This is a genomic window from Akkermansia muciniphila, assembly GCF_018709685.1.
GTDB classification, from domain to species: Bacteria; Verrucomicrobiota; Verrucomicrobiia; order Verrucomicrobiales; family Akkermansiaceae; genus Akkermansia; species Akkermansia muciniphila_E.
In genome coordinates this window covers 31,128-53,012 of sequence record NZ_JABDHQ010000016.1, presented here as the reverse complement: position 1 = coordinate 53,012, position 21,885 = coordinate 31,128, and the positions used below count along the sequence as shown (strand labels likewise).

Here is a 21,885-nt window from a genome sequence, read left to right as displayed (position 1 = left end):
GTATGACGCGTTAGGCATTGCGGGTGTGCGGCTGACTTTAAATTGTCCTCATTTGCATGTTTCCGGCCACGGAATGGAAAAATGCAGGAATCACCAGTTTTCCATCGACGGAGAGGAGGAAGGGAATTTATTGCCGCGGAGGTCTTTTCCTCCACGGCTGTGCGCTGTCTGAAGCCGGTCTTGCCTTGGAAGAACCGGGGAACGATGATCCATTCAACGTTATGGATTCCGTCAAACTCATTGCGTCCGATATGGACGGCACGCTGCTCAATGGAAAGGGGGAACTGGACCCTGCGTTTTTCAGCCTGTTTGAAAAGCTTGAACGCCGCGGCATCCGCTTTGCCGCGGCCAGCGGGCGCCAGTATGACGGACTGCGCCGGACCTTCGCTCCCGTAGCGGACCGGATGCTGTTCATCGCGGAGAACGGCGCCTATGCGGCATCCGGGGGGGAGGAATGGCTGGTGCTGGACATGGCCCCGGAAACGGTGGCGCAGATAATAGGAATGGTCAGGAACATTGAGGGCGCGTGCATCGTCCTCGCAGGCCGGGATTCCGCATATATTGAAGACAAGCAGCCGGAATTTGTCCGGGAGGCCCGCAGGTACTACACCCGGTGCAGGGAGGTGGAGAACCTGCTGGACGTGCGGGGGGACAGGCTGCTGAAAATTGCCGTGTATGATTTCCGGGGAGCCAAGAAAAACAGCTACCCACGCTTGAAGCATCTGGAACATGGCTTCCAGGTGGCCGTCTCCGGAGAAAAGTGGATGGACATCAGCCGGAAGGGGGCGGACAAGGGAAGCGCGCTGGAGCTGATCCAGCGTAAACTGGGCATTTCCCCGGAGGAAACCATGGTCTTTGGCGACCAGATGAATGATGCGGAAATGATGCGCCAGGCCCGGTTCAGTTATGCCGTGGCGAACGCCGTGCCGGAAATCCGCGCCATGGCTGCGTTTGAAGCTCCGTCCAATGAGGAAAACGGAGTCATGCAGGTGCTTGGAAAGGTATTGGACTCCTACGTTCCGCACGGCGGCTGAACCTTGGCGGGATCAAAGAACGCAGGGGCATGGGAATGATGAACCGTCATGCCGTTTCCGGTTCCGGGAAGAAAGGGGAGCTCCTGTCAGCGGGAAGCGCCGTTGCCCTTTTTAGTTTTGCTTTTCCGGGTTGATGTGGTATACCCGTGCCAGACGTCATGAATCAGGAATTCTTTTCAGTGCTTGTGCAGGTGGTGGCAGCCCTGGGGCTGGCCGGCATTATCTTGTTGCTCAGTATCTTGATGGGCAAGCGTTCTTCCGTGCGCAAACCTGCGGATGTTCCTTATGAATGCGGGATGATTCCCATGGGGGAAGGCGCTCCGATGTTCTCCGTGAAATTCTACATGGTGGCCATGCTCTTCGTCATCTTTGACCTGGAAGTGGTATTCCTCTATCCCTGGGCCGTCAACTTCCGGGACTACGTGATGATGAATCCGGAATCCTTCACGGCCATGTGCATCTTCATCGGCATTCTGCTGGTGGCCTACCTGTACGCGCTGGGCAAGGGCGCCCTGAACTGGCACCACGATCCCCGCTGATCTTTCCTTATTCCATTTCATTAAACGCCGTGCTCCGTGGGGAACGCGGCGTTTTTTATGTGGAAGAAAGGAAAGGCCTTGAAAAATTCCATGGCGGGAGAATCTTTGTAAGCCTTATTCCTTGCCTGTACGCCTCTTTTGCGGATGAATTCTTATTGTATGAAAGATGATTTCTCTTGCCAGGGAAAGGGAATGGAGATAGCGTTTGCGTGACCCGGAAATCCAGCATGAATCTGCCTCTTCCCAAAACGACGCAGGGCGTATACCGCCTGTCGGTCAGCACCTTTTATTTTCTACAGGGCCTGGTATTCGCCAGCTGGGCGTGCCGTATTCCGGACATCAAGAAGGCGCTGGGGCTGAATGACGCCAACCTTGGCTCCGTGCTCTTTGCCGTTCCAGTAGGGCAAATGTCCGCCATGGCGCTGTCCGGCTACCTGGTGGGCCGCTACGGAAGCCGCAGGATACTGATGGCGGCTTCCGTCTTTTATCCCGCCGTGCTCGTCTATCTGGGCATGGCGGCCTCCTTCTGGGAACTGGCGGCGGGGCTGTTTTTCTTTGGAGTGGCCGCGAATTTAACCAACATATCCGTTAATACGCAGGGTGTGGGGGTGGAGCGGCTGTACCAGTGCAGCATCATGGCGCGGTTCCATGGCTTGTGGAGCCTGGCGGGATTCTTCGGCGCTCTGCTGGGAGCGCTGATGGTGGACTGGAAGGTATCCACGGAAACGCACTTCATCGCCATTTTCCTGATGTGCATGGTTATTCTGGCCGTATTTTCCCGGACTCTCCTGCCGCGGGACGCGCGGCGTTCCTCCACCCAGGGCGGCGGCATGTTCCGGAGCATGGACGCGTATGTGCTGGTCATCGGCCTGATCGCCTTCGGGAGCATGGTGAGCGAGGGGACCATGTTTGACTGGAGCGGCGTATACTTTGAAAGCGTGGTGCAGCCCGGACCGGGACTGGTCCAGGTGGGGTACGTGGCCTTCATGAGCACCATGGCCCTGGGGCGCTTTACGGCGGACCGCATGGTGATGCGCTTCGGCCCCGTGCGGGTGCTGCGCGCCAGCGGCATCCTCATTGCCTCCGGGCTGCTGGTCTCCGTCCTGTTCCCCATGCTGTGGTCCGCTACGCTGGGCTTCCTGCTGGTGGGGTTTGGTACCTCCTCCATCGTTCCCCTGTGCTACAGCCTGGCGGGAAAATCCAAAAAAATGATTCCCAGCGTGGCCCTGGCCTCCGTCTCCACCATCGGCTTTCTGGGCTTCCTGCTGGGGCCTCCGGTCATCGGCCACATTGCCCATGCTTCCTCACTGAGGTGGTCCTTCTCTCTCATTGCCCTGGTCGGGCTGGGAACGGCGTTCGTCGCTCCCTTCCTGAAAAAATTCAGGTAAGCTTCGGAAAAGGAGAAAAACTCACACGTATCTGTGGGTAAAGGAAAAGGAAATCAGCGTGAGCACGGCCAGGATTCCAATTGCGCCGTATCCCGTGAATTGGGCGTTACGCAGGCGTTCTTGGTAAACGTTTTGAAGTCCCATCTTCTGCTTGTCGATTTCCTTTCTTTCCCGCACAAGCTTCTCGTGGAAAACATGTTTTGCCTCCTGAAGGGCGTCAATGTCCCGCTGGAGTTTTACAAGTGCCTTTTTATGTTCATTCTGTAGATTCAGAATGTCCGGATGGGCAGGTTTGATAGGAGTGAGCTGGCTGCCGGAAGGATCATAATTTTTATTGTGCGGGGAATTGGCTTTCATGAACTCTTCCTCCGCCCGGTCCATCCGTACAAGCTCTCCTTCCATTTTCTGGATGGAATCCATGAGATTGCCGTTTTGCAGAGCAACGGCTTTCGCCATGTTGCGATGCTTCTTTTCCATGGCTTCCTTGGCCTCAATGATGGCATAGGACGTAGCTCTCCCTCCCGCGCGGCCGCTGGACAGGGATGACCGGGCAGACCTTCTCATGGAATCCTCCCTTTCCGCCATGTCATCCGTATCCCGTTTAATAATGGAGGCCAGCTTCTGGTTATTGTCACTTATTTGGCGCCGGTTTTTTATCAGCAACTTGGCTATTTCCTCCCGGCGTGTTCCGAAGGCTTCCAGCGTAGCCTTCCATTCCTGGGCAGAAAGCTTACGATGCACGATAGCGCGTTTAGCCTTTCCTTCCTGTTGCTTCTGGGCGGCTCCCAGGCGGGATTCTATGACGGCCAGCTTATTCTCATAATCTACTTTTTCCAGATCAACTGCCGTAAACAGTTCATTCAGCTGCTTGTCCGCTTTAGCAATTTTAGGTTCCGTAGTTGTTTGTATTTCTTCCAGTTTGGCATTAAGTTTGTCTATTGATGCATGATGTTCGCTGGTCAAGCCTTTATTGTACCAAACGCTTCCGATGATAGCCAGGATAGTCAGAATAGAGAGTAAGTAACGCATTGTATTGAAGGGTAGAGAACACATTTTTCTTAACGCGGAATTTTGTTAGAAGCAAGTTTTTTAATGATAAATAATTATGTTTATTTATCCTGGAAAGGCATCGCGGTTTTATTGCATGCCGGTTTCCCATTGTTTTCGCCTCTGAAGAAACCGTGAATGTAATGGCTCCTTTACTGTGATAGGAAATGAACCCGTTTTTGAACCCGGCGGCGTTTCCTCAGGCCGCAGGAAGAAGAGGGGATTCAAAAGGTTTTATCAATCGGCGGTAACGGAAAAAGGAAGCCGGAGATTTTTTCCGGCATCTGCCCGGAATGCCGCATCAGAAAAAGTTCCCCCCATTTTTATCGTATGAACAACCAAACGATATGTAGGATACTTTTCCTTTTTTCATCAATTCTTCTTAAACATGCTCTCGAAAGAGAAACAAGTATGGATGATGCGAATGGTGCGCCTGGCAGGACTCGAACCTGTACGCCTTTCGGCACCAGATCCTAAGTCTGGCGCGTCTACCAATTTCGCCACAGGCGCGACGAATGCTTGGGCGCACTCTGCCATACCGCGCCCTGGCGTTCAAGATTAAACAGGAGGGGGCTTTGTCTTTGACATGCCCCGGGGCAGCCCGTATGGTGGCTGCCTATGAAAATGTTAATTACCCTGTTGAGCGTCTGTCTTCTGGCCGCATTCCCCCCTTCACGGGCGGATGTCAGGCTCCCCAAAAGCGCGTTTACCCCGGACCGGATGGAAGAGGCGCTGAAAACGGCGCAGGAGCAAAAGAAGCCCGTGGCCTATCTTTATACCAACACGGCCACCACCTGCCCGCTGGCCGCCGGCGTGACGGAGGGGTTTCTTGAAGCCGTGGGGAAGCGGTGCGTGCTGGTTTATCTTCCGGTGAAGGAAGGAAAGTTCGCGGTGGCTGATCCCGTGAAGGAAGCCCTGAAGAAGGGCAAGTTTTATCCCAAGCTCGTGCTGACCGCCAGCGACGGCTCCGGGGCGCAGTGCTTTACGTATGAGGCCTACCAGGCGGATTCCAAAAAAGCGGCGCGCGAAATCAAGAGGCGGATTATTGCCCTGGCTAAAAAACAGTCCTGAACCCGGGGGCGAAACACTCCGGGCGTTCCGCACGGCAGGTTCAGCCCATGATTTGCGCCGGAAAGGGGAATATCTTCACAAACAGGAAATCCAGCATCCCTACGCACAGGGCAATGCAGATGGCCTTTTTAGGGGACAGCCGGGGGGTCACCTTCAGCCAGGTGATGATTCCCGCGTGAACCGCCAGGGAGACGCCCACGGACCACCAGAAGAACGGAATGCCCGTCATGGCGATGAGCGCCGCCAGCGGGTACGTGAACGCCAGGAAGATTTTCATGATGGCTTCCCATTCATGCCCGCGCACCATCATGAGCTGTTTGGACAGGAGGGAGACGTACAGGCAGGAGGGGACCACGACGCACAGGATGAGGGAGACGAACCCTTTTTTTGCATACCGTTCTTCCTGCGTGGGAATGTACATGCCGCATATACTGGGTCAGCAGGGTGGAATTGTCAAACATTGTCCTAGCCCGGCGGGGCGGCGGGATTATACTGGCGGCACAGCGTATGTCGTCTTTTGAATTAAATTCCTCCTTCAAGCCCTCCGGGGACCAGGAGCAGGCCATCGGCAAGCTGCTCAAGTCTCTGGAGGCGGGCAACAAGCACCAGGGCCTGCTGGGGGTGACCGGGAGCGGCAAGACGTTCACGATGGCGAATCTGATTGCCCGGATGAACAGGCCCACGCTGGTGATTTCCCACAACAAGACGCTCGCCGCGCAGCTTCATTCGGAGCTGAAAAGCTTTTTCCCGAATAACGCGGTGGACTATTACGTTTCCTATTTCGACTATTACCAGCCGGAGGCGTACATCGCCAGCTCCGACACTTATATTGAAAAGGATTCCGCCATTAATGACGAGCTGGACCGCCTGAGCCTGAACGCCATGAATTCCCTGATGACGCGCCGGGACGTGATTGTGGTGGCGTCCGTCTCCTGCATTTACGGCCTGTCTACGCCGGAGGATTACCGCAACCTGACGCTGCGCATCCGTGAGGGGGACATCATGGACCGGGACGTGTTCCTGCGGCAGCTGGTGGAGCGCCTGTTTGAACGGCAGGATTTTGATTTTACCCGCGGCACGTTCCGCGTGCGCGGGGAGGTGGTGGAGGTGTTCCCCGCCTACTCGGAAGGGGAGGCGATCCGCGTGGAGTTTTTCGGGGACGAGGTGGAGCGGGTTTCCCTGATTGATTCCAATTCCGGGCGCGTCCGGGAACGGCTGGGGAGCTATACCTTTTTCCCGGCCAAGCAGTACGTGGCCGCCCCGGAAAAGCGCGCCGCGGCGCTGAAAGCCATCCGGGAGGAGCTGGAAGACCGCGTGGGCTGGTTTGAAAGGCATGGGAACCTCATTGAGGCGCAGCGCCTGAAACTGCGTACGGATTACGATCTGGAGCTGATTGAGGAGCTGGGCTTCTGCAAGGGGATTGAGAACTATTCCCGCCATCTTTCCGGGCGCCTGCCGGGCAGTTCCCCGTCCACCCTGCTGGACTTCTTCCCCAAGGATTCCCTGACCCTGATTGATGAAAGCCATGTGGCCGTGCCCCAGCTGGGCGGCATGTACGAAGGGGACCGCAGCCGGAAAAACATTCTGGTGGAGCACGGCTTCCGCCTGCCCAGCGCCCTGGACAACAGGCCGCTGAAATTCCATGAGTTCATGGAAAGGCAGAACCAGATCGTGTACGCCTCCGCCACGCCGGGGCCGTTTGAGCTGGTGAACTGCCGTGCGGACAACAGGACTTACATTCCCGTGCGCCGCGCCGCCAGGTCCGGGGAAAAGGCGCCGGAGGGGTTCAAGGGGATTCTCTTCACCTCCCCCAAGGACATCCGCGTCACCCCCAGCCCGTCCACGGAACCGGTGGAGAAGTTTGATCCCACCAAGCGTTCCACCCCACTGATTGTGGAGCAGATTATCCGCCCCACCGGCCTGCTGGAACCGAAGATCACCATCCGCCCGCTGAAAGGGCAGATTGACGAGACGATCGCTTTGTGCAACGAGCGCGTTGCCAAAAATGAACGCGTGCTGGTCACGACGCTGACCAAGAAGACGGCGGAGGACCTGACGGAGTACCTGAAGGGGGTGGGGCTGAAAGTCTCCTACATCCATGCGGATGTGGACGCCATTGAGCGCGTGGAAATCCTGCGTGCCCTGCGCGCGCGGAAGATAGACGTTCTGGTGGGCATCAACCTCCTCAGGGAAGGGCTGGATTTGCCGGAAGTCTCCCTGGTGTGCATTCTGGATGCGGACAAGGAAGGATTCCTGCGCAATGAAACGTCCCTGGTGCAGACGGCGGGCCGCGCCGCGCGCCATTTGAACGGGGAGTGCGTCCTGTTTGCGGATGTCATGACGGATTCCATTAAACGGCTGATTGAGCTGACGGACTACCGCCGGAGCATCCAGGAGAAGTATAACCGGGAGCACGGCATTGTTCCGCAGACCGTGAGCCGGTCCGAGCAGGGGCAGTTGAAGCTGTACGCAGAGGAGGATGAAGAGTCCTTCCGCGTGGCGGAAGACGAGGCCGGGTACGGGCTGGAAGAACGCATCGCCAGGCTGGAGGCGGAAATGAAGGAGGCGGCCTCCCATCTGGAGTTTGAACGCGCCGCCCTGATCCGGGATGAAATCAGGCAAATGCGTGAAGGCGGTAAAAAAGGGCAGGGCACTTCTTGAGGGATGCCTCGTTCTCCCTCCGGGAACGTGGTTGTCCGGCGTTCCGGAACGGGAGGTGGGGTAAATGATGTCTTTTTCCTGCACGTTAATGCGTCCTGGCAGGGCGCATTTGTTGTCTGCCGGAATCGGAGCGCCTTGTGCTGGGCCGGAGTGAAGGGCGCCCGCGGGAAAAAGAAGGAAAGGCCGTGAATGAATTGCCGCCCGGCGGGCGTATACCCTTCATGCGGTTGACGATGATCTCCACAAATTGCTGTAGCCTGCTTGCTGCCCTGGTGGCCGGGGCTCTTATGCCGGGTTCTTTTTCCATGGCTGCTCCTCATGCGGATACGGTCGCCACGGAATGGAGGGAGGAAATTCCCCTCCCCGTTTATCCCAATGCCGAATTGGTGGACTTGTACGAAAAAACGTGGGAGATTGCCGCTGGCCGGGTGAGGAAAGGGCCGGAAGGGCTGCCCGCCTCCCCCTATCTGGATGAAAACTGTTATGAAACGGATATCTGGATTTGGGATACCTGCTTCATGGCCCTGTTTTCCAAATATGCGCCCAAGTCCTTTCCCGGCAAGGAAAGCCTGGACAATTTCTATTACCCCATGCACCGGGGAGCTTCTACGCCGCTGCGCATCCACCTGAGGGACAATCCGCCCCTGTTCGCGTGGCTTGAATGGGAAAACTACCAGTTTTCCGGAGACACGGACCGGGTGAACGCCATCCTTCTCCAGGAGCAGTTCCTCCAGAGCCACTTCCACTGGTTCAACACGGCTCCCAAGGGGGAGAAGGTGCCCTACAGCAGCAATCCCATTCACCGGGGCGTGGTTGGCCGGGAGGGCTTCACGTGGACAGGGGGAGCCAGCGGGATGGACAATACGCCGCGCGGGCGTGATTCCGGCGGCTATGACAAGATCCTGTGGGTGGATGCCATTTCCCAGCAGGCTCTGTCCGCCCTTTGCATCGGCAAACTGTATTCTTCCCTGGGGAAAAAGGAAGAAGCCCTGGCGTGGGAAAAGGAGTACCGGGCCCTGGCCGGAAAAATCAATGAACTGTACTGGGATGAGGAAGACGGTTTTTACTATGATGTGGACATTGCCTCCAAAAAGCCCTGCCGCGTGAAAACAATCGCCTCCTTCTGGCCGCTGCTGGCCGGGGCGGCCACCCCGGAGCAGGCCGCCCGCATGGTGGAGCATGTGAAAAAGGCTGGCGAATTCGGCGGAGATTTCCCCTGGCCCACGCTGGCAAGGAGCGACAGGGACTTTGACGCGGAAACCGGCAACTACTGGCGCGGGGCCGTCTGGCTGCCTACCGCCTATATGGCGACCAAGGCGCTGGAACGCTACGGCTATACGGACCTGGCGGATGAATTGGCGGAAAAGGTTCTCATGCAGCAGCTGAAAACCTATCATGAAGTTGAGCCCCATACCATCTGGGAGTGCTACAGCCCTTCCGCCAACCGTCCTTCCATTGAGCACGGGCGCCGCGTCAGGCCGGATTTCTGCGGGTGGTCCGCCCTCGGGCCCGTTTCCCTGTTTATTGAAAACGTGCTGGGCTTTCATGAAGTCAGCGCCGCGCGGCGGGAAGTCCGGTGGAGATTGCGCCCGGAGAAGGGGAGGCATGGAATCCGGCGCCTGGCGTTCGGCCCCGTAACCACGGATATTGTCTTTGACGGTAAAAAGAGCATCGCCGTGCGGAGCACGGTGCCCTATACCCTGTACGTCAACGGAAACGCCCATGCGGTCCCGGCAGGGGAAAGCGTCATCTCCCTTCCTTCTTTCCCGGAGCCGGGCAGGCAGGGAACAGGCGGATTTTATCCGGAAAAATGATTCAGTCCCATTTTCCGCTTGCCAAGAGCGGATTGGCGCCTATACTCCTTCCACCATGACCCGCAAAGGTGGTATCAACAAAACCCGCAAGGCAGTCGCCAAGCGTTTCAAGGTTACCGGCACGGGCAAGGTACTGCGCCGTAAACAGGGTAAGCGCCACATCCTCCAGAAGAAATCCAGCAAGCGCAAGCGTCAGCTTGGCAAGGTGGCTCTGGTGGACGAAACGCAAGTCTGGGCAGTCAAGCAGAACCTGCCTTTCGCCTAAACCGCGGAAACGCTCGACCAACGCCGAGCTTTCCCCCCGCTGAACGGGGGGCCTTCATGCAGCCTTCTTCCAATGAGAAGATAAGAACAGGCGAGACTGCAGGGAGGTGAGGAAGAACAGTCTGTTCAAGATAGAAATAGAAATAAGCTATGCCACGTGCCACTAATGGACCGGCCTCTCGCAAGCGCCGTAAGCGCATCCTCTTGCGTGCCAAGGGTTTCCGCGGTTTCCGCAGCAAACTCTTCCGCTACGCCAAGGACGCCGTTTACAAGGCTTGGCAGTATGAATACCGTGACCGCAAGCGCCGGAAGGGACAATTCCGCCGTCTCTGGATCGCCCGTATCTCCGCTGCCGTCCGCGACCGCGGTCTGACCTATTCCCGCTTTATGGAAGGCCTGAAAGCCGCCAACGTCGATCTGGACCGCAAGGTTCTTGCCGACCTGGCCGTCTCTGACGAAAAGGCTTTTGACGCCATCTTCGCGCAAGCCAAGAAGGCCATTGAAGCCAAGGATGGTGCCGCTCTCCGCGCCTAAGACGCAGCAGAGTCCATCTGTTCAGTAAATATTAACAAACAGCCCCGGAAGGTAATCTTCCGGGGCTGTTTTGCGTTTTCATGTCCGGGTGCGGGAAAAAGCTGTGGAACTCCGGCGGGGATGCTTCGTTTATTCGGGTTCGGGAGACGTGTCTTTTCCTTTGCCGCGCTGGCCAGTTCCTCCTTCTTCCGCATCAGTCCATCCCTGTTCCGGAAGCGGTTTTTGTTCCCGTTGGCGTCAACCGGCACCAGGGAAGGGATGGAAGCGGGATAGTTTTTGCGGATCAGGGGGCTTTCCTTGGAGAGGCTGTCCAGACAGCCGGACAGGAAGACAGGGCATGGCATTTTGTTAGGAACGGCCCATTTCAGGCTTCCTTCCCGCGCATGGCCATCCTGCACAGGACTACTTCCAAATCCTTGCGGAATGCGTATTATCCCGGCATACCTCCACGTTGTGCGGAAGGGAGGCCCTGCACGGCCCGCACCGGCTGGCGGAATAGTGCAGGATAAAATAACCTGGCGTTCCATTGGCCGCCCATTTTAAGGAACCTGCCGTCTTTTTCCCGGCAGGCCAGCCCTTTCAGCATTTGCCCGGAACGCCCGGCATGGAAAATTTGGAGACAGTCCTCTCCTGCTGTTCTGGCGTTTCTGCCGTCTGTTCAGAATCAAACCCGTCCTTTGTCATTAGGACATCCTTGAAGCTTGTTCGCCGGGAAGTGCCATGATACACTTAATGACAAAGCACTACCATGGATAACGTTCTTTCCGTTCTTACCACCATCGGCATTATTTTTGGCGTGGTGATGTTGTTTAACTTCATGATTTTCATTCATGAACTGGGGCATTTTTTCGCCGCCCGCTGGCGCGGCCTGTATGTGGACAGGTTCCAAATCTGGTTTGGACGTCCCATCTGGAAAAAAACCATTAACGGCGTTCAGTGGGGACTGGGCTGGATCCCTGCCGGGGGCTTTGTCTCCCTGCCGCAGATGGCTCCCATGGAGGCCATTGAAGGGAGCGTGGAACTCCCCAAGGATTTGAAGCCCGTCACTCCTCTGGACAAGATCATTGTGGCCGCCGCCGGCCCCATCGCCTCTTTCCTGCTGGCCGTGTTTTTTGCCGTGGCCGTCTGGATGGTGGGCAAGCCGGATGTGGAAATGGGGGTGACGACGGTAGGCTTCGTTGCTCCGGACAGTCCTGCGGCGCAGTCCGGCATTCTGCCCGGTGACAAGATTGTGAAGGTGGACGGCCGCCCGGTGGACAAATGGGCGGGCAATATGGAAGGCGTGCGTGAACTGATCATGCTTGGCGAGCATGACCAGGTGGTCTTTACGGTGCAGAGGCCGGGCCATGAGGGGGAGATGGATATTTCCTGCGGCTTCCGGATTCCGGAAACCTCCTGGTGGCAGCGCTCCGGCATGCGCCAGGTGGGGCTGATGCAGGCGATGCCCTGCGTGGTAGGGGAAGTGCTTCCCAACTCTCCCGCAGCCCAGGCCGGGCTGAAGCCGGGCGATGTGGTGACGGCGGCCAACGGGGTGCGCATCTGGAGCCCCGCGGCGCTGGATGTCCTGCTGAAGAAGAATGAACCGCTCCTGCTGGACGTGACGGCCAGGGACGGCGCTGCAAGGCAGGTGAGCATCCAGGGAAGGCTTCCGGAAAACTGGCACAACGGCTCGGACGGTTCCGTGCTCAAGGGCGCACAGCCCATTCTGGGCGTGACCTGGGACCTGAGCTCCGTGGGGCGTGACGTAACCGTGCATCCCACTCCGTGGGCTCAGATCAAGCAGAGCTTGAAATGGATGGGGGATACCCTGGCGAAGGTGGTCGCCCCCGGCAGCAGCGTGGGCGTGGAGCACCTCTCCGGCCCCGTGGGAATTGCCAACCAGTTTTACAAGATGTTCTCCCTGGAGGAAGGCTGGAAGCTGGCCCTGTGGTTTGCCGTGGTGCTGAACGTGAACCTGGCTATCCTGAACATTCTGCCCCTTCCGGTGGTGGATGGCGGCCACGTGGTGATGAACACCATTGAGCTGGTCTTCAGGCGTCCCCTGAATGTGAAGGTGCTGGAATTCGTCCAGTTCGGCTTCGTCTTTGTGCTGATGGGCTTCTTCCTGTTCGTGACATTCAAGGACGTGGGGGACTTCTTCGGCAAAAAGCCGGATAAGCTGCCCGCCCCGGTGTTCAAGGCCGTGACGGATTAAACGCGCCCATCTCCGGCTTGATTCCATGAAGCGGTCACTGGCGGTGTGTTTCCTGTTCCGGGCGGTGGTGCTGGCGCTCCTTGCGTACGCCATGCTGCTTACCTGGTGGACTCCCTTCACCGGGGACAGCTTCATGCATTCCGTCTTCGGGGCGGACCACCGCCTGGCCTTCCGGCCCGTGCTGGAACGGTGCTGGTGGTCGTACATGAACTGGAATCCCCGCCTGGGGGAATTCCTGGCTATCTTTACGGCCACGGCGGGAAAGTGGCTTTTTCTGGCCGTCAATCCCTTCGTGATTCTTTCCCTGGCGCTGATGATGTTTTATCTGGCGCGGGGAAGGAGGGTGAATCCCGGGGACTGGAGGGATGTGCTGCTGTTCTCCGTGGGGGCCCTTCTTCTGCTCACTTCTTCCTCCAGGCCCGGCATCACGATGTTCTGGCTGTCCGGAGGAACTAATTATGCCTGGTCCGCCTCCGTCTGGCTGGGGTTCCTGTGCCTGTACCGCGGCTTGTTGGCCGGAACGTCCCGGATTCCGGACAGGCCCCTGTCATGGCTCTGGATAAGCCTTGTGGCTTTTGCCGCCGGAATGACTAATGAGAACCAGGTTCCCGCTTCCCTGGGCATGCTCTTCCTGTACTGGGTGTATGCGCGCTGGAGGGGGATGATTCTTCCCCGCTGGTTCCTGTTCGGCTGGGGTTTTCATGCCTTGGGGGGCGCCTGTCTCCTGCTGGCCCCCGGCAACGCGGCGCGTCTTCATTCGGAAACGGCGGGCGGCGCCGCCGTTCTTCATTCCTGGGCGGAACGTTTCAGCGCCGTCCCGGAGCTGATGAATGCCTTTTACGAGTTCATGCTGCTGCCTAGATTTCTGCTGGTTGCGGCGGTGGCCGCCCTGGCTCTGCTGACGTGGAGGAGAGGGTGGAGCTGGTGGAAGAGAGCTTCCGGACGGCGCATGTGCGTTTCCCTGCTGTTGATGCTGGTGGCGCATGCCATGGCGGTCAGCTTTTTTGTGCGCGTCATTCCCGCCTGGCATGCCATGTTCTCCGCCACCGTACTGATGATGACGGGCATTCTGGGGCTGTACGGAGTGTGGCTGGATACCGTGCGGCGGCGCTGGATTCCGGCCTGCCTTCTGGCCGCTGCGGGGAGTCTGGCCCTGTGGGTATGCTCCGGGTATCTGGACGCCTTCCCGCGCATCCACCGCCAGTGCGGGGAACGGAAAATGTTCATCCGCCATGAACTGGAAAAGGGCGAGAAGAACATTGTGGTTCCCCCTTATGAGCCCGTGCCGCTGGCTCCTTATGTCTCCGTCATGTGGCGCATGGGCAGCGGTGACCCTGATGAATTCATCAACCGTTCCGTTGCCCGCTATCTGGGGATTGAAAGTATCCGGGTAGCTGTTTCGGAGCATTGATTATTCTTTCCCGGGCAGTCCGTTTTCTGGAAGCTCCAGTCGAATATAATGTCTGTTAATGCGGCGTTGTTTTTCTTGCCCATCCATTTCCATGAAATTCCGGTTTTTTAACCTTCTTTCTGAGATATATAACCCAGATTGAAAACTCGCGTTCAGAGAAGCTGCAAAGGTGCTTATCAACTTGAAATGGAACAATATATCCCTATCCCGAAAAATTGAGACAGGGCCGGTAAAGCATCCGGAGAGAGAGTTTTCCCTTTCCGGGGGAAGGCGGTCATCCTGTTTTTACTGAGGGGGAGGAACCCGGCTTTTGGAGTTCCTCAACATTCAATTTATCTGGCGGGGACGTTTGCTTAATGATTGATTTTTTTAGCGGATTTCCTTGTATGCTTTTGAGTCCAGGGACAATGTACCAGGCACTTCAAACAGGTGCTGCATCCATATACATCAACTATTTCATCTCTTGAAATGGCCGGACTCCATGTTTTCCCTTTCAAAACCTGTTTCTCGCAAATTTTCCTGCAAATATTGCAATTGCCGCACTTAGGTAAAAAAGGTTCGTGCAGTACGGTTTCCAGCGGCGCATCGGTTAAAACCGTGCCAAGACATTGTGCCGCTCCGTATTCAGGAGTAATCAACAAGTTGTTTCTCCCAATCCACCCTAATCCGCCAAGCAAGGCAACTTTTTTATGAGGCAAGACAGATTCTTTTACCTCAAAATTGAATACTTCTTCAGCCACCAATCCTGCATCGGATTGGGATTTGGCTTGATAACCCTTCCCGGCAATGAACCCGGTTAATTCATCCGCAACTTCTCCCGCCTTATGTTCAGTCTGCGTATATTCATCATCATCAAAATTATAATGATCCTCTATCCGCGCCTGTACGTAATCGGGAGTATCAACTACCTTCCTGACATAATCCGCGGTCAGCGGAAATGCAAAAACAATGGCGTTAGGGAGTTTTCTGTTTTGCTTTTCGTCTAAATGCGCTATGCTGACAAAGCGTACGAGCTTTGCTCCCCGGCTTGTTAATTCATGTTCTATCTCTTGATTCAAGTATTTCATGTTCATTTTTTGTAACAGAGACGCAAATATCTGTTATCAACTCGGAAGACGGAGCTTCCCCCGGGTGTTGATATAAATCCCGAATGTAAATTGTTCTTCAGCATAATTGCCTGTCCGCGGCCAATCAAGATAAATATGGCGGATACACGCTATTTGATTCATGGAACAATCCCTTAAACGCAAGGCGGCATATTCGCCTGAAGGGATTCTCATAAATGACGGAGCCTTCAGGCTGCAAGGCGGTATGAGCGGAACGCAGGATGCAGGCGAACAACGGCATGGAGCGGATTTCCATTTTTCGCTGGGGTAACGCAGTGGCGGCGGAAGCTTGGCTTCTCATCGGAGGGCTGCCATTCCACGGCTCAAACACCCCATGAAGAAAACGGGCGGCGCATGCCTTTCTCCCCCGGAGACAACTTCCGGCACGGCTTGTTGACCAGGGCGTTAACTGCTCCGGTTCTTTTATCGTGACGTCCGGCGCCCCTTTCAGCGGAGAATACATCTGCCCCTGTTGGGCGGTTTTTCCGGCAAGGATGTCTTCGGGACGCCTGTTTTCCATTCCGGTTCGCCAGGCTGCGCGAGGTTTTTTCCCATACGGATTAACACAGGAACGCGGGCGGGGCGGCAGGGGAAGTGTGCAGAGGGGACCGGAGTCCTTAAACGCGGATGGTTTCCTTCAAGTGAGTGGAAACGATGATGCACGTGATATGTTCCGGCGGTATTCCGGTAATTCTGGATACGATGCGGGCGTAGGCGTTCAACTGGCCGGAGTGGCGTTCCTTCAGTTGTTCAGGGGATTCCGCGTGGTCCGTTTTGAAGTCCACGATGCGGGCGCTTCCTTCATGAAGGATCAGCCTGTCAATCACGCCGGAAATCCAGCTGTTCCCGTCAATGGCCTCAATGCGCTGTTCCTTCATGATGCACGCCGTTTCAGGGGGGGTGAAGAGCTCCCGGATGGAGGGGGCCTCCAGGCAGGCGGCTACGGTGCGTTCCGCTTCCGTGGCGGGATGAAGGGCCCATTCCGGCTTATTCTCCTCATTCCAGCGGGTGATCCGCTCAAAGACGGCGTGAACGGCTGAACCGAACGCGGCGGATTCCACATCCGCGGCATGCTTCCCTTCATGGGCCGCATTTTCCAGCACAGCCGGACCGGAGGGGGATATCCGTTCCCTGATAACCGGTTGCTGCATGGGCCATTCGGGCATCTCTTCTTCCGTTCGCTCACGTACCGTTTCCGTGAACTCCCCGTACCATTCGGGATGGCCGCAGGAATACAGGCATTCCGCTCCGGATTCCGGAAGGATTTTCTCCATGCCTTTTTCACAGGCCCGTGCCGCAGAACGGACAACCTTCCACATGGAGTCCGCAACCGTTTCCCCCTTGTCTTCCTTGTACGGGAGAATGACATAAGTAGCCCGTTTGGCGCGGGTGAGCGCCACGTACAGCTTGCAGAATCCGTCAAACTGCTGCCGGGCGCGCCATTCCCGGTAAAGAGTCTCAAGCTGCGGGACGTTCGTGTAAACGTGCCTGGAAGGAGCCAGCACAATGCCTTCTATTTCTCCTTCCCGGTTCTTTTTGACAAAGTGGGTCAGGTGTCTTCCATCCGCAAAAGGGGCGTCCCTGCCGATCTGCGGCAGAATGACGATATCAAATCCCAGGCCCTTGGATTTGTGAATGGTCATGATGCGGACGATGCCGCCGGCGGGGTCTTCCCGGCGGGTCAGGTCTTCCATGTGCCTGATCCATTCATCCAGGGAAATGCCCTTTTCATCCACCTGTTCCGCCTCATTCTTCCAGACGGCCAGGCGGTCCCGGTGGAATTCCGTCAGGACCGCCCCTCCCAGGGCCAGCCTGCGTTCCACCTCTTCCATGACGGCGGCGTAGCCGTCCCGTTCCAGCAGAAGACGCCAGCCCTGCCAGCCCATGCCTTCCCGCCGTTCCGGCGTGACCAGGGGCTGGAGGGGGGAATGGGTGAGCAGCCCCGCGGTAAAAGGGTCTCCCGGCATGAGCAGCCAGCGGAAAAAGTACAGCAGGTTTTTCCCCAGGGGGGAGTCCACGCCCACGGGAACGTCGTCGCATACCTCCGCGGGAATGCCGTGGTCCGCCAGCCAGGTTTTAATGGCCAGAGCCTGGTTTTTCGTGCTGACCAGAATGGCAGTCTCCAGGCCGCGGCGCAGGGCTCCCGTGCGTTCCAGAATGTCTGCCGCCGCCTGGCACACCAGGTCGTTGGCCGTGGAAGCCTCCGCCTTGGGCGTCTGCCAGATTTGGGCGGCTCCCGGCTTCCCCTCCAGGTGCGGCGCGCTCCGGTGCTCCGGATATTCCCCCCATTGCTCCAGGGCGGCGGGTTCGCAGTCCGGGGCTGTCCGGGCGTAGTCGCAAACATCGTTTACCAGGTCCAGCACGGGTTGCACGGAGCGGTAGGAGGTGGACATGCCGCGTTCTTCCAGGTCAAGCTGGATGGAGACGGAGCGGAAAAGTTCCGGGTCCCCGCCGCGCCACTGGTACACGCTCTGCTTGATGTCCCCCACCACAAAGATGCTGCCTTCATTCCCGGCCTTGGATTCCGTCAGGTCTTCCAGAAAGGGCTTGATGACGCGCCACTGGGACTGGGATGTGTCCTGGAATTCATCCAGCATCCAATGGTCATACCGGCAGTACATGCGGTATTGCAGGTCTCTTTTCAGCTCCGGCGTCATGACTCCGTCCCCCAGCATGCGCGTGACGTCGTGGAACAGGAATCTCCCCTTGCTGCGGACCAGGGAGGAATATTTGCCTTCAAAGAGGCTTATCAGCCCGTGCGTGGCGCGGGTGCGGTGCAGCGCCTGCAGCACCTCCATGCGGAGCCAGCTCTGGATGAGCTCTTCCAATGGGGGGGACCAGAAATCCCGGAATTTCTCACGCGCCTCTTCCATGGTGATGTTCCAGCCGGAACCTCCCTCCGTGCGGAAGCGCACGCGGCCCAGCCTGGCGTACCGGGAGAAGCCGTTCAGGAAGCGCAGGAACATCTCTTTGCTTTTGGCCCCGTTTTTTCCTTCCGGCGCGGGGGCTTCCTGCGCCCTGAAGGCCAGGGCATGCAGGAGGGCGTCAAACTGTTCCAGGGGAACGGGGGGAACCAGTTCTTCCGGCGTAAAGCCCAGCGCGGCGGGGTTTCCCCAGGTTCCGGCGTCCGGTTCATCCAGAAAAAGTTCGTGGTAGGTATGGAGACGCCGCATCATGGAATCCTCCGCATCCGCGGCTTCCGCATCGGAATCCGCTCCGGAGAGGAAGGCGTCTTCAAAATTCTGCCTCCGTTCCCGGTCCCCGGAACATTCCCGGTACAGGGAGAGCAGCGCTTCGCGGCGCGCCAGTTTTTCCGCCGTGGGGTCAATCATGCTGAATCCGCTGACGCCCAGTTCAAAGGTGCTGGCGGAGGCAATCTGGGCAAACAGGCTGTCAATGGTGCAGAGGTTGAGGCGCGCCAGGTTCTGCACCAGGATGCGGAGCAGGTGGCGGAAACGCTCGCGGTGAAGGTTCTCTGCCCGCCATGAATCCGGTGCTCCGGGCCAGATGCCGGGTTCCCCGGGCGTTCCCTTGATGACCGTCCATAGCTGTTCTTTCAGCCGTGCCGCTCCCGTCTCATCCGTGGCGCCCGCCGCCAGGTCCGTCAGGATGCGGTCCTTGAATTCTCCCGCCGCCTTCCGGGTGAAGGTGATGGCGATGAGCCGTTCCGGATGGTTCCCGTGGTTCAGGGCCAGCAGCCCCAGAAAGCGCAGGGAAAGCTGGTAGGTTTTTCCCGTTCCGGCGGATGCGGAGATCAGCATGTTGGTCAGGGAGGACATTTCAGAAGGGAAGGTGGGGGGTGAAGTTAAGGCCCAGCAGGTCCTGAAGGGTTTCCCGCCGGGAGGCCATCAGGTCCTTGAACACGTCATAGGAGGGCGGGTTCCAGCCCAGCTCCTCCGCAGTGATGAGCCCGCGGCCTTCATGAAGAAGCTTCATCAGCTCCGCCGTCCAGGCGCGGGCGCTGTCCAGCGCGCATTCTTCATAGCCGGGCATGGGGTCGTGAAGCGTGTCCCAGGCGGAAAGGCCGATGTCCAGAGGGTTGGCGGGAAGGGCGTAATACGCCGCGGAAGGATGTCCGCCATAGGCTTCCGTGGCCCACAGCACGTAGACGGGCAGTTGGAGGTCCTTCCAGCGCGCGTGCACCAGCCTGCCGTTTTTCTGGCGTCTGGTATAAGGGCGCAGGGCGGGGGAAAGCAGGGACAGGGCATCCGGGCGTCCGATGGTTTCCAGATGCTTTCTTTCACAGGAGGCGGCCGCCCCCGTCTTGTAGTCAATGACGCGCACGCGGCCGTCCGCGTGGCGGTCAATGCGGTCAATGCGGAACTTCATGGGGAAGCCGCCCAGGGACCAGTCTTCCACCTGGTGTTCAAAGGCGGTGCAGCACCAGCCGTCCTGAAGGTCCTGCAGGTGCTGGACCGCGTAAACGGAAAGCCTCTGCTCCATGGAGCGCTTTTGCAGAAGCAGGGGCATGAGGGGATTGGAGCCGTATTGCTTCCGGAAGGTTTCTTCCAGTACCTCCGTGATGGCGTCCTGAAGGGCGGCGGCGCTCATGCCGTCTTTCAGGGAGGCGTGCTCCCGGCAGAAGCATTCCAGCACGTCGTGAAGCATGGTGCCCAGTTCGTTGACGGCCATGTCCTCCTTGTCCGGCAGGAACTCTTCCTCATTCATGTGCAGGGCTTCCCTCATCCAGAAGCGCATGGGACAGGCCAGGAACCTTTTAAGGACGGAGGGGGAGAAGGGCAGGCCCTTCTCCTTCCAGGGATTTTTGTAACCGGGCGCCATTGTGCCTATGTCCGTGGCGGCCTTCCACCCTTCCGCGGGCTGGAGGTGCCAGTTGCCGCGCCGGTAGGGGAGCGGCGCGGGGGCCTCGCTGATTTCCCGGAAAAGCTGTTCCACGCGGCGCGGCAGTTCCGCCTCCGGGCAGCGCATGAGCAGGGAGGAGGGCGTCAGCGGATCGTTTTTGCTGCTGGTGCGGGAGAGGACGATGGTGAGGCTTCCCTCCCGTTTGCGGGAATGGAGCAGGGCGGTCAGCAGGAAGCTGTCCCTGGCCTTTTTCCGGTTGAAGGAATCAATGCCCAGGGCTTCCCGGAGCTCCTCCGGCATGAACTGGTCGGAAACGCCGCCCTCCGGCACGGTCCCCTCATTCAGGCCCGTCAGGATGAGGTGTTTTTCCGGGCGGAAGTGGACTTCCATCCACCCCAGGGAATCCAGCACGGCGTGCGCCTTCCTCCTGTTTTTGACGCGCAGGGGCTGAAGGCACTTCATCAGCAGCTGGAGGGCCGTTTCCGGCCTGGAAAAGGCGGTGGAGCGTTGCTGTAGCCGCACGAGGCCGGAAAGGCAGGAATGAAGCATTTCCATGGCCTCCGTTTCCGGCCCGTAGGCCTCCGCCAGGGCCGGGAACCATTCCAGCAGCCGTTCTCCCAGCATGCCGGGCTCCGTCATCCGGTCCCTCCATGCCAGAACAGCCCGGATGGAGGGGAGGGCGGCGGGATAAAATTCCTTCAGCCTGGAAAGCAGGTACTCTTCCGATTCCGGAAGAAACTTTTGCTGGATTTTATCCAGCGCGGCGCAGCAGTACTGCTGGTTATGGATGCCCAGGGAGGCGCACAGCAGGGAGGAACGCGCCAGGCTGGAGACGGGGCGGGCCGCCCCCTTTTCTTCCAGGGCCTGCCGGAGATGGCGGAGCAGGTCCATGACGCCGGTTCCGGCGAAGGGCTTTCCTTCCGGATTGTGGAGCCCCCAGCCGTACTCCCGCAGGCTGGCGTCCAGCGCCACGTTCATGTCCGGATCGCACACGCCCAGGGCCACGTCCGGCGTTCCTCCTGCTGCCGTGCCGGCGATGATCCGGCACGTTTCTCCGGCCAGCCGGGAGGGATTGGCCGTGATTCTGATCTGGGCGTCAAGGATGGGAATGGGGCAGTGGCTCCAGAATTCCGGAATGGGGGAGCCCCATGAATCAAAGGAGGCGGCTTCCTCCTCCGGCGCGTGGATCCATATCTCTACGGGAACTCCGTTTTGTTCCGCGTGCTGGAGGGCCTGGCGCAGGGGGCGCGGAACGTCCGCCACGCATGCCAGGATGATGCGGCCCCCCGTTTCACGCAGTGCGGCCAGCAGATGGGCCGGAGCCCGGGCTTCCACGGAGGTTTTGTCCGCAAGCTGCCAGCCTTTCAATTGTTCCGCGCAGTATTCCGACAGGCGGTCCATGTCCGTCCAGCGTTCGTCGCGGCCCGCGCAGGATTCCTGCGCCATGCCGCAGGAAATGCCCTGGTTCGCCATGGCGTGTTTCAGGCATTGCAGGCTGCCGGCCATTTCCAGCATGCTGGAGAAATCCTCCGGCATGTTCCGGGGGAACAGGCGCGGATAAAGGCGGTGGGGAGAAGTACCGAGCGCTTGAAGGTACGCAGCCAGTTCTTCCAGGCCGGAGGCCGTTTCCTCCTTTTCCTCCATCCGGGGAAACTGGTCCGCCGGAATCACCTGGGGGGAGAAAACGGCCTGGGCGGCGGAAATGGAGGCAAGGTATTCCCTCAACTGCCTGCCGGATTCCCGCGTGGGGACCAGCACCAGATGCCGGTGGAAATGCTCTCCCAGGGAAAGCAGGCGCTCCGCTACGCTCCGGCAGGCCGGTTTGTCCCAGGATAAGAAAAGTCGGTTCATGGTATAAAAGCTGAACTCCCCGGAGACCGGGGAAAGAGCGGAGAATACGGGGGCATGCTACATCACCGGGACGGATTTTCCCATACATTTTTTCATGACTGCCGGGGATGGGGCATGGCGGCATCCGGATTCAGCACGATGGAAGCGGCGGCATACGGGGGACAGCTC

General features: G+C 58.3%; 16 protein-coding genes and 1 tRNA gene. 10 read left to right on the top strand and 7 right to left on the bottom strand.

Translation table 11 applies throughout. The features are described 5' to 3' along the window. Positions 1 to 221: 221 nt before the first annotated feature. From HHJ06_RS10080 to HHJ06_RS10070, 3 genes are all read left to right on the top strand, one after another. The gene (locus HHJ06_RS10080) at positions 222 to 1,034 is read left to right on the top strand and encodes a Cof-type HAD-IIB family hydrolase (RefSeq protein WP_215429341.1); all 813 of its coding nucleotides are present in this window, start codon (positions 222 to 224) and stop codon (positions 1,032 to 1,034) included. Between the two features lie 158 nt (positions 1,035 to 1,192). Continuing rightward, positions 1,193 to 1,573: an NADH-quinone oxidoreductase subunit A gene (locus HHJ06_RS10075; protein ID WP_215429339.1), complete on the top strand. Its 381-nt coding sequence runs from the start codon at positions 1,193 to 1,195 to the stop codon at positions 1,571 to 1,573. A 227-nt stretch (positions 1,574 to 1,800) separates the two neighbouring features. After that, a complete protein-coding gene (locus HHJ06_RS10070) occupies positions 1,801 to 2,961 on the top strand; it encodes an MFS transporter (RefSeq protein ID WP_215429337.1) in 1,161 nt (386 codons plus the stop codon). Positions 2,962 to 2,982: 21 nt separating this feature from the next. Here HHJ06_RS10070 and HHJ06_RS10065 read toward each other — a convergent pair whose 3' ends face one another. Together HHJ06_RS10065 and HHJ06_RS10060 are read right to left on the bottom strand one after the other, a co-directional pair. After that, entirely contained in the window at positions 2,983 to 3,924 is a 942-nt protein-coding gene (locus HHJ06_RS10065; RefSeq protein ID WP_215429335.1) for a hypothetical protein, read from the bottom strand. A 509-nt stretch (positions 3,925 to 4,433) separates the two neighbouring features. Continuing rightward, positions 4,434 to 4,518, bottom strand: a tRNA-Leu gene (locus tag HHJ06_RS10060). A 108-nt stretch (positions 4,519 to 4,626) separates the two neighbouring features. Here HHJ06_RS10060 and HHJ06_RS10055 point away from each other — a divergent pair. Then, positions 4,627 to 5,079, top strand: a complete 453-nt coding sequence (locus tag HHJ06_RS10055) for a hypothetical protein (protein ID WP_215429333.1) — start codon at positions 4,627 to 4,629, stop codon at positions 5,077 to 5,079. Between the two features lie 40 nt (positions 5,080 to 5,119). Here the strand turns inward: HHJ06_RS10055 and HHJ06_RS10050 are convergent, their stop codons facing one another. Then, positions 5,120 to 5,500: a hypothetical protein gene (locus tag HHJ06_RS10050; RefSeq protein WP_215429331.1), complete on the bottom strand. Its 381-nt coding sequence runs from the start codon at positions 5,498 to 5,500 to the stop codon at positions 5,120 to 5,122. A gap of 86 nt (positions 5,501 to 5,586) precedes the next feature. Between HHJ06_RS10050 and HHJ06_RS10045 the strand changes: the two genes are divergently transcribed. From HHJ06_RS10045 to HHJ06_RS10020, 6 genes are all read left to right on the top strand, one after another. Beyond that, positions 5,587 to 7,740 carry an excinuclease ABC subunit UvrB gene (locus HHJ06_RS10045; protein WP_215429329.1) on the top strand — a complete coding sequence of 718 codons (2,154 nt, stop codon included), beginning with the start codon at positions 5,587 to 5,589 and terminating at the stop codon, positions 7,738 to 7,740. Positions 7,741 to 8,045: 305 nt separating this feature from the next. Next, positions 8,046 to 9,554, top strand: a complete 1,509-nt coding sequence (locus tag HHJ06_RS10040; protein WP_215429327.1) for an MGH1-like glycoside hydrolase domain-containing protein — start codon at positions 8,046 to 8,048, stop codon at positions 9,552 to 9,554. A 55-nt stretch (positions 9,555 to 9,609) separates the two neighbouring features. Further along, the gene (gene rpmI / locus HHJ06_RS10035; RefSeq protein WP_012420592.1) at positions 9,610 to 9,819 is read left to right on the top strand and encodes a 50S ribosomal protein L35; all 210 of its coding nucleotides are present in this window, start codon (positions 9,610 to 9,612) and stop codon (positions 9,817 to 9,819) included. Between the two features lie 149 nt (positions 9,820 to 9,968). After that, on the top strand, positions 9,969 to 10,352 hold the full coding sequence (gene rplT, locus HHJ06_RS10030; protein WP_022396602.1) for a 50S ribosomal protein L20: 384 nt from the start codon (positions 9,969 to 9,971) through the stop codon (positions 10,350 to 10,352). Positions 10,353 to 11,100: 748 nt separating this feature from the next. Beyond that, the gene (rseP, locus tag HHJ06_RS10025) at positions 11,101 to 12,546 is read left to right on the top strand and encodes an RIP metalloprotease RseP (protein WP_215429324.1); all 1,446 of its coding nucleotides are present in this window, start codon (positions 11,101 to 11,103) and stop codon (positions 12,544 to 12,546) included. 25 nt (positions 12,547 to 12,571) lie between these two features. Continuing rightward, positions 12,572 to 13,957 carry a DUF6056 family protein gene (locus HHJ06_RS10020; RefSeq protein ID WP_215429322.1) on the top strand — a complete coding sequence of 462 codons (1,386 nt, stop codon included), beginning with the start codon at positions 12,572 to 12,574 and terminating at the stop codon, positions 13,955 to 13,957. A 353-nt stretch (positions 13,958 to 14,310) separates the two neighbouring features. On the opposite strand, the gene HHJ06_RS10015 is transcribed toward HHJ06_RS10020, so the two are convergent. From HHJ06_RS10015 to HHJ06_RS10000, 4 genes are all read right to left on the bottom strand, one after another. Next, on the bottom strand, positions 14,311 to 15,024 hold the full coding sequence (locus tag HHJ06_RS10015; RefSeq protein ID WP_215429320.1) for a hypothetical protein: 714 nt from the start codon (positions 15,022 to 15,024) through the stop codon (positions 14,311 to 14,313). Positions 15,025 to 15,148: 124 nt separating this feature from the next. After that, positions 15,149 to 15,583, bottom strand: coding sequence for a hypothetical protein (locus HHJ06_RS10010; RefSeq protein ID WP_215429318.1), 435 nt, complete (start codon positions 15,581 to 15,583; stop codon positions 15,149 to 15,151). Positions 15,584 to 15,680: 97 nt separating this feature from the next. After that, positions 15,681 to 18,842: a UvrD-helicase domain-containing protein gene (locus tag HHJ06_RS10005; protein WP_215429316.1), complete on the bottom strand. Its 3,162-nt coding sequence runs from the start codon at positions 18,840 to 18,842 to the stop codon at positions 15,681 to 15,683. A gap of 1 nt (position 18,843) precedes the next feature. Continuing rightward, a complete protein-coding gene (locus HHJ06_RS10000) occupies positions 18,844 to 21,717 on the bottom strand; it encodes a PD-(D/E)XK nuclease family protein (RefSeq protein ID WP_215429313.1) in 2,874 nt (957 codons plus the stop codon). Positions 21,718 to 21,885: the final 168 nt, after the last annotated feature.